We start from the raw sequence: 13586 nt of genomic DNA, 5'->3' as shown, positions 1-13586 counted from the left end.
GAATCACGATGAAAAAGATCATGCTGATCGGCTATGGTGCGATGGCGCAGGCGGTGATCGAACGATTACCCCCGCAGGTTTCTCTCGGCTGGATCGTGGCACGGGCGCATCATCACGCGGCGATCCGCACACGTTTTGGCGACCAGGTGCAGCCGCTGCTGCTGCCGCAGGATTGCCCGCAGACGCCCGATCTGGTGCTGGAGTGTGCCAGCCAGCAGGCGGTGGCGCAGTATGGCGAGGCGATTTTACATCGCGGCTGGCATCTGGCGATCGTGTCAACCGGTGCTCTGGCGGATGCCGCGCTGGAGCAGCGCCTTCAGCACGCCGGAGGAAAGCTGACGCTGCTTTCCGGTGCGGTGGCGGGTATTGACGGGCTGGCGGCGGCGAAAGAGGGCGGCTTGCAGCAGGTGACTTACCGGGCGCGTAAAAGCCCGCTTAGCTGGCGCGGCAGCTATGCAGAACAGCTTATCGATCTGAACGCCGTTAGCGAGGCGCAGATCTTTTTCGAAGGCAGCGCCCGTGAAGCGGCGCGGCTGTTTCCTGCTAACGCCAATGTGGCCGCGACCATCGCGCTTGGTGGCGTGGGCATGGATGACACCCGCGTACAGCTGATGGCCGATCCGACAACGCAGCGCAATACCCATACGCTCTATGCGCAGGGGCTGTTTGGCGAATTTCACCTTGAGCTAAGCGGATTGCCGCTGGCAAACAATCCCAAAACTTCCACCCTGGCGGCACTCAGCGCGGTACGCGCCTGCCGCGAACTGACGCAGCGCTGAAGGGGAATACGATGAAAGAACAACAGATTTTTATCGGCGGCGTCTGGCGGTGCGGTGGTGGCGCGCCGATGCAGAGCATTTTTCCGGCAGATGGCTCGGTTAACGCTACCCTGAATGCTGCCAGCCTGAGCGATCTGGAAGAGGCGGTTGCCAGCGGTGAGCGAGCCTGGCGCAATCCTGGCTGGCGCAACATGCTGCCGCACCAGCGGGCGCAGATCCTGCATCGCGTGGCCGATCTGATTGAGGCTCGGTTGGATGAGCTGGCGCAGCTGCAAAGCCGTGATAATGGCAAGCCGCTGGCGGAAACCCGTGGCCTGGTAATGAGCGCAGCGGGCACGGCGCGCTATTTTGCCGCTGCCTGCGAACTACTGGAAGGGGAACTGCCGACGCCGCGCCAGCCGCATCTGCTGACCTTCAGCCGCTACGAGCCGCTGGGTGTGGTGGCAGCGATTACCCCGTGGAATTCCCCCATCGCCAGCGAAATGCAGAAGGTGGCACCCGCTATCGCTGCCGGGAATGCGGTGATCCTGAAACCGGCGGAGGCCACACCGCTGATGGCGCTGGAGCTGGCGCGTCTGTTTGAACAGGCGGGGCTACCCGCCGGGCTGCTGAGCGTACTGCCGGGTAAAGGATCGATTATTGGTGATGCGCTGGCGCGGCATCCGCAGGTACGCAAAATCTCCTTCACCGGCGGCACCGTCACCGGGCGTTATCTGGCGCACGTGGCGGCGGAAAAACTGATTCCCGCCTCGCTGGAGCTGGGCGGCAAATCCCCCACCATCGTGCTGGAGGATGCCGATATTGAACTGGCTGCGCGTGGCATCTGCTATGGCATTTTCAGTTCCGGCGGCCAGGCGTGCATCGCTGGTTCACGCTTGTTTATCCAGCAACAGGTCTATCCAGTGTTGATGGCGCGCCTGCTGGAACTGACGCGCGCGCTGCGCATCGGTCACCCCTTCGCCGCCGGTACGCATATCGGCCCGCTGATTAGCGCGCAGCATCGCCAGAGCGTAATGGAGTATGTGCAGCTGGCGCAGCGGGAGGGGGGCACGCTGTTGTGCGGCGGTGAGATCCCAGCCGATCCGACGCTGGCGGCGGGCAGTTATTTTCAGCCAACCATTATCGAAGGCCTCAATAACCAGACCCGCGTCTGTCAGGAGGAGATCTTCGGCCCGGTGCTGGTAGCGATGCCGTTTAGCGATGAGGCGGATTTAATTCGTCAGGCCAATGATTCGATCTACGGGCTGGCGGCGGGGATCTGGACGCGTGATACGGGGCGTGCCCTGCGCCTGAGCGAGCAGCTTGAGGCAGGTACGGTATGGATCAACACCTATAAAGTTTTTTCCGTCTCGACGCCGTTTGGCGGTTTTAAACAGAGCGGGCTGGGCCGCGAAAAAGGTATCCAGGGTTTGAAAGCCTGGATGCAGCAAAAAAGCATTTATCTGGCGACAGGTAATGGCATGAACCACTGGTGCGACTAACAGGAAAGGTGTGCAATGAGCGAGATGATTACCGTGGGCGAAGCCATCGCCAGAACCCTTGAGCAGTATCAGGTTGGTGCCCTGTATGGCGTGATTTCTATCCACAACCTGCCGATCGCTGATGCCATCGGCCAGCGCGAACAGATCCGCTTTGTTCCGGCTCGCGGCGAGGCGGGCGCGGTGACAATGGCAGACGCGCATGGGCGTTTTTCCGGCCTCGGCGTGGCGCTGACCAGCACCGGTGCCGGAGCGGGTAACGCGGTGGGCGCGCTGGTGGAGGCGATGAACGCAAGCACGCCGCTGCTGCATTTGACCGGCCAAGTGGAAAAAGCCTGGCTGGATGCTGATACCGGCTTTATCCATGAAACCCGCGATCAGCTGAGCTTTCTGAAGGCTGCCTCGAAACGCGCCTGGCGCGTCAGCAGCGCCAACCAGGCGGTAGCGATCCTGCATAAAGCGATTCAGGAGGCGCAGACGCCGCCCTGCGGCCCGGTTTCCGTTGAGATCCCGATCGATATTCAGAGCAGCCTGATTCCAGCCGCGCTGGTTACCACACCGGTAGCGCCGCTGTCGGGTATGACGCCGGATGCGGCGAAGGTGGACGCGCTGTGGCGTCAGCTAAAAGCGGCAAAGCAGCCGCTGTTGTGGCTGGGTGGCGGTGCGCTGAAGGCAGCAGACGCGGTGAAGAAGCTGGCTGATGCGGGGATGACGGTGATCTCCAGCACCCACGGACGCGGTATTCTGCCGGATACGCATCCCGCCAGCCTGCGAGCCTTTCATAACTCCCCCTCGACAGAGGCGCTGATCGCCCGTTGCGATCTGACGCTGGTGGCGGGATCGCGCCTGCGCAGCAACGAAACCCGTTCCTGGACATTGGGGTTACCGACGCCGCGTATTCAGATTGATATCGATGCGGCGGCGGCGAGCCGCAACTATTTGATGGACGAAACGCTGATTGCCGATTGTGCGGTGCTGTTGGGCGCGCTGGCGGAAAAAGTGCAGGGGCGAGAATGGGGCGATACGCGCTGGGATGCTCAGGTGCAGCAGGCGGTGGTGCAGGCGGAGCAGGGGCTGCGCGAACAGTGTGGCGTCTACGCGCAGCTTAGCGATGCCATCGATCGGGCGCTACCGGCGGATGGCATTCTGGTGCGTGATATTACCGTGTCGGGCAGCCTGTGGGGTAGCCGCTTGTTCCGTGCCAGCGGCCCGCTGTTGAATATTCATTCGCTGGCGGGAGCGATTGGCATGGGGCTGCCGATGGCTATCGGCACCGCCGTTGCTAACCCGCAGCGGAAGGTGGTAGGACTGGTGGGCGATGGTGGCCTGAGCCTTAACCTCGGCGAGCTGGCGACGCTGGCGCAGGAGCAGGCTAACGTGACGCTGCTGGTGATGAATGATGGCGGCTATGGTGTGATGCGCGGCATCCAGGATAAATATTTTGGTGGCCGACAGTATTATAACGAACTGCATACGCCCGATTTTACCCAGCTGGCACAAGCGGTGGGTCTACAGGCGTGGCGGGTAGAGGAAGCGGCAGCGTTTCAGGCGGTGATGACCGAGGCTCTGGCGACATCCGGGCCATCGGTAGTGGAAATCCGTATGGATAAGATCGGCGCGTTGCGTTTTGCCGGGCCGCCGCAAAAAACGCTGTACTGATGCGCAAAAAGCAGGGAGGCGCGTAGCCTCCCGGTAAGTTTATTTATCGGCGGCAATGCGCGCTTTAATGTGTTCGGCACGTGATTCTGATGACGGGTGCGAATCAAACATGCTGCTCTGTTGGCTGCCTTCCAGCTTTGCCAGCTTTTCGAAGCTGGTGACCAGACCGTTCGGATCGATGTTGCGTTTTTTCAGCAGATCGTATGAATAGTCATCCGCCTGTGACTCTTGTGTCTGAGAGAACTGTGCGTTGATCAGCTTTTCGCCGAGATCGCCCAGCTGGGACTGCGATAACGTTGCGGCAATACCGCCCGCTGAGGCCGCAGCGGTGCGTGCAGCGGTAGTGGCGTAAGCCAGCTGCATCGCCTTACGCGAGTGGCCCAGCGCGACGTGGCCCATTTCATGGCCCAGCACCGCTTCAACTTCATTATCGCTCATCATATCCATCAGGCCGCTGTAAACGCGGATGCAGCCGTTCGCCATCGCCCAGGCGTTAACATCTTTAGTGACGTAAACCTTGTAGTTGGCTGGCGTGCCGTTGATGTTGTTGCCCAGCGCCGCGGCGATTTTATCCAGGCGCTGCTGATATTTGCTACCGGCCTGGGCGATCTGCGCTTCGCTATCCATTTTCTGACAGGATTGCTCGCTCAGGGCTTTTACCTGTTCATCGCTTAGCGTTGCGGCCTGGAAAGCCTGTGCGCCAGACTGCATCAGCGCTGCGCTGTCAAAATTCTGGCAGCCGGAAAGTAACGTCGCGACGGAAAGCGCGACAAAACAAGCTCGGATTTTCATTCCTTTCTTATCCTTTAACAGTAACAGGGCAGTAAAAACAGACGTCTGATAAAAATACACGAGGCGATTTTTTCAGTCGCACCCTTTATAACGCTTTCGGTAAATAAAGCCCAGAGGACAAGGGATAATGCCCCGTTATCCGCCGATATTTTGCTGTTTACACCATGTACTTTTACCCCGCTTTTCATGTACATTGTTCGGCGACTTTCCTTTGGCTTTGCCTGATAACTCATTCATTACAATAGGTTAAGGACGGCGAAGCATCATAATCCGACCTGGAGTAAAACATGTCTTCTCGTAAAGAGCTTGCCAACGCTATTCGCGCTTTGAGTATGGATGCTGTGCAGAAAGCGAAATCTGGTCATCCGGGCGCTCCAATGGGTATGGCGGATATCGCTGAAGTACTGTGGCGTGATTATATGAACCATAATCCGTCCAACCCTCTGTGGGCCGATCGCGATCGCTTCGTCCTCTCCAACGGCCACGGTTCTATGCTGATCTATAGCCTGCTGCACCTCACCGGCTACGATCTGCCAATGTCCGAACTGCAAAACTTCCGTCAGCTGCACTCCAAAACGCCGGGCCACCCGGAATATGGCTATACCGCGGGCGTGGAAACCACTACCGGCCCGCTGGGGCAGGGTATTGCTAATGCGGTAGGTATGGCGATTGCTGAGCGTACGCTGGCCGCGCAGTTTAACCGTCCGGGTCATGACATCGTCGATCACCATACTTATGTCTTTATGGGCGACGGCTGCATGATGGAAGGCATCTCTCATGAAGTGTGCTCGCTCGCCGGTACGCTGAAGCTTGGCAAGCTGATGGCGTTTTACGATGACAACGGCATCTCCATTGATGGTCATGTAGAAGAGTGGTTCAGCGATGATACCGGCGCGCGCTTTGAAGCCTACGGCTGGCACGTGGTGCGCGGCGTAGACGGTCACGATGCGCAGGCCATTAAGAAAGCGATTGAAGAAGCGAAAGCGGTCACCGATAAGCCTTCTCTGCTGATGTGCAAAACGGTTATCGGCTTTGGCTCACCGAATAAGGCCGGTACGCACGATTCACACGGCGCACCGCTGGGTGAAGATGAAGTGGCTCTGACCCGCAAACAGCTGGGCTGGGAATATGCGCCGTTCGTTATTCCGCAGGAAATTTACGCCGAGTGGGATGCGAAAGAAGCGGGTAAGGTAAAAGAAGCTGCATGGCAGGAGAAATTTAACGCATATGCTCAGGCTTTCCCGGAGCTGGCGGCTGAATTCACCCGCCGCATGAGCAATGAACTGCCGGCAAACTGGCAGGAAGAGTCACAGAAATTTATCGAACAGTTACAGGCTAACCCGCAAAAAATTGCCAGCCGCAAAGCGTCGCAGAACGCTATCGAAGCCTTTGGCAAGCTGCTGCCGGAATACCTCGGCGGTTCCGCCGATCTGGCACCGAGCAACCTGACCATGTGGTCCGGTTCAAAAGGTATCAATCAGGACGCAGCAGGTAACTACATTCACTACGGCGTACGCGAATTCGGTATGACCGCTATCGCCAACGGTATCGCGCTGCACGGCGGTTTCCTGCCTTACACCGCAACCTTCCTGATGTTTGTAGAATATGCGCGTAACGCGGTGCGTATGGCGGCGCTGATGAAAGTGCGCCAGGTCATGGTCTATACCCATGACTCTATCGGCCTGGGTGAAGATGGCCCAACGCATCAGCCCGTTGAGCAAATGGCCAGCCTGCGCGTTACGCCGAACATGAGCACCTGGCGTCCGTGCGATCAGGTTGAGTCAGCCGTTGCCTGGAAATACGCTATTGAGCGTAAAGATGGCCCGACTGCCCTGATCTTCTCCCGTCAGAATCTTGAACAGCAGCCGCGTACCGCAGAGCAGTTAGCAAACGTCGCACGCGGCGCCTACGTGCTGAAAGATTGTGCAGGCCAGCCGCAGCTGATCCTGATCGCTACCGGCTCTGAAGTTGAGCTGGCGGTAGCCGCCTGCGAACGCCTGAGTGCGGAAGGCTATCGCGTTCGCGTGGTTTCCATGCCGTCAACCGATGTGTTTGACAAACAGGATGAAGCTTACCGTGAAGCGGTGCTGCCGAAAGCGGTCAGCGCGCGCGTAGCAATCGAGGCGGGTATTGCCGATTACTGGTACAAATATACCGGCCTGAACGGTGCGATTATCGGCATGACTACCTTTGGTGAATCAGCACCTGCCGATCAGTTGTTTAAACAGTTTGGTTTTACCGTGGATAACGTGGTAGCTAAAGCGAAAGCTATTCTGTAAATGGCATGGGATTCGTCGGGGCTACCGACGAATCCCTGATCCGTTAATGGCGTCCTGCCTGTTATTTATGGCAGGCACCATCATCAGCGTATTTATTAACTAATACGATGTGAATTAATATCCTGGCGGGATAGCTAATTACTCAGAATTATAATTTTTCCTGCACGTTATCTAACACCTGCTGAATCATGGTTAATTTTTCTACGCCGCTCTCTTTGTTAGCGCTTTTATTCTCCGACATCTCTTTTTTAGCCCCTCCCGGTTTTGATACCCCATAAAAGCGACCGTTTTTATTAATTGAAAGATCGTCACTTTCAATTGTGCCATCCATCAGGCCATTAGCATTAATTTCTACAATGGCGCTGGCGCACAGACCTTTAACCTTGCCGTCTACGACCACTTTAGCGGCATAGATTTCGCCCTCTACGGTACCTTGTCCCAGTACGTATACCGTTTTTTCCGCCATAATCTTACCGTCGATAGAGCCATTAATTTTCATATCGCCGGAGGCTTTAATTTCACCGTTAATATGACAGCTCGAAGGTATTATGGTGGCCTCGCGATCAACCACTATTGCTGCTGACACCGACTCTTTATTCGTAGGGGCTGGCGGTGGTTCCGGATAAATAATGCTTTCCGGTTTTTCAGGTTCATAATTATTTTCCGGGAAATTATCTTTTCGTTTAAACATAGTCAGTCCTTTGTCTGATTTCAGAGTGCGAATAAAAAATAAAGTAATGAAAAAGGCAATAACCGTTAGCGCTATTATTACCAGCCAGGTTAATAGCTCCCACGCATTTGCCCATTCAAGGCAATAGGCCAGCAGCGCCACAGCCCAGGACAACCAGATGCCCCAAAGCAGGTTATAGTTCATAACGTCCTTTTAAAAGAACCAGGAAAGGTCAATACCAAGCCGTCCAGGTGTTTCTCTTTTACCTACAGATAACCTTCGCTCTCAGGTTTCGGGTGCCCGGTTTTACCAGATAGTCCCGCGTTACCTGCGAAATAGTGCAGCGTTTTTCATCCTACGCTGCGGACTAAAGATAAAAAGAAACCATAAAGGCAAATTACCTTACTATGACGGAAGTCTGCAACTGTGCCGACAGTACCAAATTTTATGCAAAATTGTGATCTATGTCAGAATTTTGTTTTAAGGGTTGATCGCTGTCATTTTAATTATTCCTTGTAACGAATATTCTGGCTGAAGCGTTTCAGTAAAACGATTACCTCTTCACTTGTACAGCGCAATCACAGATTTTTTCCTCTGTACAAATCGAAGCGGCTGGCTCAGGCTATTGGCACGTTTTTATCAGGTTGTGACGCAGGAGAATTATGGCCCTTCGCGTAGCGATTAACGGCTTTGGACGCATTGGACGCAGCGTATTGCGTGCGCTGTATGAAACCGGGCGTCGGGCAGAAATGAACGTCGTCGCCATTAACGAGCTGGCGGAGTCCGCTGGTATGGCACACTTGTTGAAATATGACACCAGCCACGGTCGTTTTGCCTGGGAGGTGCGTCAGGAGCGCGATCTGATGTGGGTGGGCGAAGATACAATTCGTTTGCTGCATCAGAAAAATATCGCCGATTTGCCGTGGCGGGAGCTAAATGTCGACGTGGTGCTCGACTGTACCGGCCTGTGGGGTAATCGGGCAGATGGCGAAGCGCACCTACAGGCGGGAGCGAAAAAAGTGCTGTTTTCTCATCCTGGCGGCAGCGATCTTGATGCAACCATCGTCTTCGGTGTGAACGAGAGAGCGCTTAAGCAGACCGATCGCATTGTTTCCAACGCCTCCTGCACCACAAACTGTATTATTCCGATTATCAAGCTGCTGGATGACGCGTTTGGCATTGAATCCGGTGCCATTACCACCATCCACTCCGCGATGCACGATCAGCAGGTTATTGACGCTTATCACAGCGATCTGCGCCGTACGCGCGCCGCCAGCCAGTCTATTATTCCAGTAGATACGCGGCTGTCAGCGGGCATTGGACGTATTCTGCCGCAGTTTGCCGATCGCTTCGAAGCGATCGCCGTACGCGTGCCAACGATTAACGTGACGGCGATGGATTTGAGCGTCAGCGTGCGTGCAGCAGTAACGGCCAGTGAGGTGAACGCCGTGCTGCAAAATGCCTCAGTAGGGGCTTTTAGTGGTATAGTTGACTATACGGAAATACCGTTAGTCTCGATCGATTTTAATCACGATCCGCATAGTGCCATAGTGGACGGCACGCAAACGCGGGTCAGCGGTCACCACCTGATTAAGACTTTAGTCTGGTGTGACAACGAGTGGGGCTTCGCTAACCGGATGCTTGATACATCCCTGGCGATGGCCGCATGCGGTTTCAGGTAAGACGCGGATGCGTCTGACAAAACTTATGAGAATCAACGAGAGGGTTCACCATGTCTGTAATTAAGATGACCGATCTGGATCTTGCTGGTAAACGCGTTCTGATCCGCGCCGATCTCAACGTGCCGGTAAAAGAAGGGAAAGTGACGTCAGATGCGCGTATCCGCGCTTCACTGCCGACCATCGAAGCTGCCCTGAAACAGGGTGCTAAAGTGATGGTGACGTCACACCTGGGACGTCCGACCGAAGGCGAATATAACGAAGAATTTTCGCTGCTGCCGGTAGTTAATTACCTGAAAGAAAAACTGAATGGCACCAGCGTAACGCTGGCGAAAGATTATCTCGACGGCGTGGAAGTGGGCGCTGGCGAACTGGTTGTGCTGGAAAATGTCCGTTTCAACAAGGGCGAAAAGAAAGACGACGAAACCCTCTCTAAAAAATATGCTGCACTGTGTGATGTCTTTGTGATGGACGCCTTCGGCACCGCACACCGTGCGCAGGCTTCTACTCACGGCGTGGGTAAATTTGCCCCGATCGCCTGTGCTGGTCCGCTGCTTTCCGCCGAGCTGGAAGCGCTGGGTAAAGTAATGAACAACCCGGCTCGCCCGCTGGTGGCGGTCGTTGGCGGTTCTAAAGTTTCCACCAAGTTCGACGTGCTTAACTCACTGGTGAAAATTGCTGACACCGTAATCGTTGGTGGCGGTATCGCTAACACCTTCGTTGCTATCGACAACAACGTAGGTAAATCTCTTTACGAACCTGACTTCGTTGAAGCAGCGAAAGGTCTGCGCGATCAGTTTGGTATTCCGGTACCGACCGACTCCCGCGTTGGCACGGAATTTTCTGAAACTGCTGTCGCTACGGTGAAAAAGGTTAACGAAGTCGCCGATAACGAAGAGATTATGGACTTCGGTGACGAAACGGCGCAGGCGATGGCGAAATTGCTGAAAGAAGCGAAAACCATCCTGTGGAACGGCCCGGTAGGCGTGTTCGAGTTCCCGAACTTCCGTAAAGGCACCGAAATCATCGCTAACGCCATCGCTGATAGCGAAGCGTTCTCTGTAGCAGGCGGCGGCGATACGCTGGCAGCGATCGATCTGTTCGGCATTGAAGATAAAATTTCTTATATCTCTACCGGCGGCGGCGCATTCCTGGAATTCGTCGAAGGCAAAAAACTGCCGGCAGTTGCTATGCTGGAAGAGCGCGCTAAACAGTAAGTTTTAAGGCGGGGCGCAAGCCCTGCCAGAACGTTTGCCCAGCTTACGATATGGGCGAGAATCCGTAACACGGCCGACGAAACAGGACAAAACAGATGTCTAAAATTTTTGATTTCGTAAAACCAGGCGTTGTCACCGGTGATGACGTACAGAAAGTGTTCCAGGTAGCGAAAGAAAACAAATTCGCGCTGCCAGCAGTTAACTGCGTGGGCACCGATTCCATTAATGCTGTACTGGAAGCGGCCGCTAAAGTTAAAGCGCCGGTTATCGTTCAGTTCTCTAACGGCGGTGCCGCGTTTATTGCCGGTAAAGGTTTTAAATCTGATGAGCCGCAGGCTGCCGCTATCGCCGGTGCCATCGCTGGTGCGCATCATGTACATCTGATGGCTGAAAAATATGGCGTGCCGGTTATCCTGCACACCGACCACTGCGCGAAAAAACTGCTGCCGTGGATCGACGGCCTGCTGGACGCGGGTGAAAAACACTTCGCTCAGACTGGCAAACCGCTGTTCTCTTCCCACATGATTGACCTTTCTGAAGAGTCTCTGGAAGAAAACATCGAAATCAGCAGCAAATACCTGGCGCGCATGGCGAAAATGGGCATGACGCTGGAAATCGAACTGGGCGTAACCGGTGGCGAAGAAGATGGCGTGGATAACTCCCATCTTGACAGCTCTGCGCTTTACACCCAGCCGGAAGACGTTGATTACGCTTACACCAAACTGAGCGAAGTCAGCCATCGTTTCACCATTGCCGCTTCCTTCGGTAACGTGCACGGTGTTTACAAACCGGGCAACGTGGTTCTGACGCCGAAAATCCTGAAAAACTCTCAGGAATATGTTTGCCAGAAACACAACCTGCCGCACAACGCCCTGAACTTCGTGTTCCACGGCGGTTCCGGTTCTTCTGCCGAAGAGATCAAAGAGTCTATCGAATACGGCGTAATCAAAATGAATATCGATACCGACACCCAATGGGCGACCTGGGACGGTATTCTGCAGTATTACAAAAAGAACGAAGGCTACCTGCAGGCACAGCTGGGTAACCCGGAAGGCGACGATAAGCCGAACAAGAAATTCTACGATCCGCGCGTCTGGCTGCGTGCTGCTCAGTCCTCTATGGTAACGCGCTTAGAACAGGCGTTCAAAGAGCTGAACAACATCAACACGCTGTAATCAGCACGCTGTACAAAAAAGGCCCTGCGGGGCCTTTTTTTATGTCAATTTGGTTGAAAATGTAATCTTTATCACCGCTTCTTTGGCGAAGCGCGAAAACATTGTTTACCCTTTGTTAATGGTTCGTCAGTTCGCACTGGCGGTTTGGCTTACTTTATTGGGGAACCAACAACAGGGTGGATAAATGGAAGATTTGAATGTGGTTAACGGTATTAATAGCGCGGGTGGGTGGCTGGTGCATAACCAGGCGTTGCTGCTCAGCTATGCGGTCAATATTGTCGCCGCCATTGCCATCATTATTGTCGGGATGATTATTGCGCGCGTGATCGCCAACGGCATCAACCGCCTGCTACAGGCGCGACATATCGACGCCACCGTGGCTGATTTTCTTTCGGCGCTGGTACGCTACGGCATTATCGCCTTTACGCTGATTGCCGCACTGGGACGGGTTGGGGTTCAGACCGCCTCGGTTATTGCGGTACTGGGTGCCGCAGGCCTCGCCGTTGGCCTTGCGTTGCAGGGCTCGCTCTCTAACCTGGCAGCAGGCGTGCTGTTGGTCACCTTTCGCCCGTTCCGTACCGGTGAGTTCGTCGATCTTGGCGGCGTAATGGGAACGGTACTGCATGTACAGATCTTCTCTACCACGTTACGTACCGGCGACGGCAAAATCGTTGTGGTGCCGAACGGTAAGATTATCGCAGGCAACATTGTTAACTTCTCGCGTGAGCCGGTGCGTCGTAATGAGTTTGTCATTGGCGTTGCCTACGACGCCGATGTGGATCAGGTAATCGCCCTGCTGCGTGAAGTTGTGGATGCCGATGCGCGTGTGTTACAGGATCGCGGCGTACAGATCGGCCTGAACGAACTGGCGGCATCATCGCTTAACTTTATCGTGCGCTGCTGGAGCAACAGCAGCGATCTGCAGGATGTATACTGGGATCTGATGAAAAACTTTAAGCGCACGCTGGACGCGCACGGCATCGGTATTCCTTATCCGCAGATGGATGTCCATCTGCATCAGGCTGATGCAGAGGCGGCACCGACCGGAAACGTACCGGTCAGAGCTGAATAAGCGTAAGCGGGCGGGGGAAACCTCGCCCTTCTTCATTAGCGCCGCTGATGATCCATTAATTCTTTCCATTTCACCCCGCCTGGCTGCCGCTATACACTTCTCCACCATTATCTTTGGGGGAGAGAATTTTAATGCTGTCCGTTTATTTTCAGGGACTTGCTTTAGGTATTGCACTGATACTGCCGTTGGGCCCGCAGAATGCTTTCGTACTGAATCAGGGAATCCGCCGCCAGTACCATATGATGGCCGCTGCTATTTGTACGCTTAGCGATATTATTTTGATCTGCGCTGGCGTGTTCGGCGGCAGCGCGCTGCTTAATCAGTCTCCGCTACTGTTAAACCTGGTGACCTGGGGAGGCGTTGCTTTCCTGCTCTGGTATGGCTGGGGAGCGCTACGGGCTGCGTTTAGCGCCAATGTTGAACTGGCCAGCGCCGAGATTAAACAGCAAAGCCGCTGGCGTATTCTTGCCACGCTGATAGCCGTTACCTGGCTTAATCCGCACGTTTATCTGGATACCTTTGTCGTGCTGGGTAGTCTGGGAGGCCAGCTCCCGCAGGAGGCGCGCCGCTGGTTTGCGCTGGGCACCGTCAGCGCCTCTGTGTTTTGGTTCTTTAGCCTGGCGCTGCTGGCTGCCTGGCTGTCACCCCGGCTAAGCACCGTGGGCGCGCAGCGCGTGATTAATCTGTTGGTTGGTCTGGTGATGTGGGGCATCGCGCTGAAGCTGGCTTTACAGGCTATCTCCGGCTTCCATTAAGGCAACAGAACGTAAACGGGGCGGCAAAAAA

Annotated in this window: 11 protein-coding genes; 9 read left to right on the top strand and 2 right to left on the bottom strand. The window is 55.1% G+C overall.

Annotation, left to right across the window (positions count from 1 at the left end):
• The first annotated feature begins 8 nt into the window (after positions 1-8).
• From C7M51_RS13210 to C7M51_RS13200, 3 genes are read left to right on the top strand one after another with little or no spacing between them, the layout of a single operon-like run.
• Positions 9-779, top strand: a complete 771-nt coding sequence (locus C7M51_RS13210) for an aspartate dehydrogenase (RefSeq protein WP_160622212.1) — start codon at positions 9-11, stop codon at positions 777-779.
• Positions 780-790: 11 nt separating this feature from the next.
• Entirely contained in the window at positions 791-2260 is a 1470-nt protein-coding gene (locus C7M51_RS13205) for an aldehyde dehydrogenase (protein WP_160622211.1), read from the top strand.
• Positions 2261-2275: 15 nt separating this feature from the next.
• Entirely contained in the window at positions 2276-3916 is a 1641-nt protein-coding gene (locus C7M51_RS13200; protein WP_160622210.1) for a thiamine pyrophosphate-binding protein, read from the top strand.
• A gap of 39 nt (positions 3917-3955) precedes the next feature.
• Here the strand turns inward: C7M51_RS13200 and loiP are convergent, their stop codons facing one another.
• Positions 3956-4708: a metalloprotease LoiP gene (gene loiP, locus C7M51_RS13195; RefSeq protein WP_160622209.1), complete on the bottom strand. Its 753-nt coding sequence runs from the start codon at positions 4706-4708 to the stop codon at positions 3956-3958.
• Positions 4709-4995: 287 nt separating this feature from the next.
• Between loiP and tkt the strand changes: the two genes are divergently transcribed.
• On the top strand, positions 4996-6987 hold the full coding sequence (tkt, locus tag C7M51_RS13190; protein ID WP_160622208.1) for a transketolase: 1992 nt from the start codon (positions 4996-4998) through the stop codon (positions 6985-6987).
• A gap of 148 nt (positions 6988-7135) precedes the next feature.
• Here tkt and C7M51_RS13185 read toward each other — a convergent pair whose 3' ends face one another.
• A complete protein-coding gene (locus C7M51_RS13185) occupies positions 7136-7819 on the bottom strand; it encodes a bactofilin family protein (protein ID WP_160622207.1) in 684 nt (227 codons plus the stop codon).
• A gap of 500 nt (positions 7820-8319) precedes the next feature.
• Between C7M51_RS13185 and epd the strand changes: the two genes are divergently transcribed.
• The 5 genes from epd to argO all read left to right on the top strand — a co-directional run bounded on the left by epd (position 8320) and on the right by argO (position 13555).
• Positions 8320-9339 carry an erythrose-4-phosphate dehydrogenase gene (gene epd, locus C7M51_RS13180; RefSeq protein WP_160622206.1) on the top strand — a complete coding sequence of 340 codons (1020 nt, stop codon included), beginning with the start codon at positions 8320-8322 and terminating at the stop codon, positions 9337-9339.
• 50 nt (positions 9340-9389) lie between these two features.
• Complete coding sequence (gene pgk, locus C7M51_RS13175; RefSeq protein ID WP_160622205.1) at positions 9390-10553, top strand: phosphoglycerate kinase; 1164 nt, start codon at positions 9390-9392, stop codon at positions 10551-10553.
• Between the two features lie 95 nt (positions 10554-10648).
• Positions 10649-11728, top strand: a complete 1080-nt coding sequence (gene fbaA, locus C7M51_RS13170; protein ID WP_160622204.1) for a class II fructose-bisphosphate aldolase — start codon at positions 10649-10651, stop codon at positions 11726-11728.
• 184 nt (positions 11729-11912) lie between these two features.
• Positions 11913-12800 carry a small-conductance mechanosensitive channel MscS gene (gene mscS / locus C7M51_RS13165; protein WP_160622203.1) on the top strand — a complete coding sequence of 296 codons (888 nt, stop codon included), beginning with the start codon at positions 11913-11915 and terminating at the stop codon, positions 12798-12800.
• Between the two features lie 131 nt (positions 12801-12931).
• Positions 12932-13555, top strand: a complete 624-nt coding sequence (argO, locus tag C7M51_RS13160; RefSeq protein ID WP_160622202.1) for an arginine exporter ArgO — start codon at positions 12932-12934, stop codon at positions 13553-13555.
• The last annotated feature ends 31 nt before the right edge of the window (positions 13556-13586 follow it).

The sequence above is a fragment of the Mixta intestinalis genome (assembly GCF_009914055.1).
Lineage (GTDB): Bacteria > Pseudomonadota > Gammaproteobacteria > Enterobacterales > Enterobacteriaceae > Mixta > Mixta intestinalis.
This window is presented reverse-complemented; position numbering and strand designations above follow the sequence as displayed.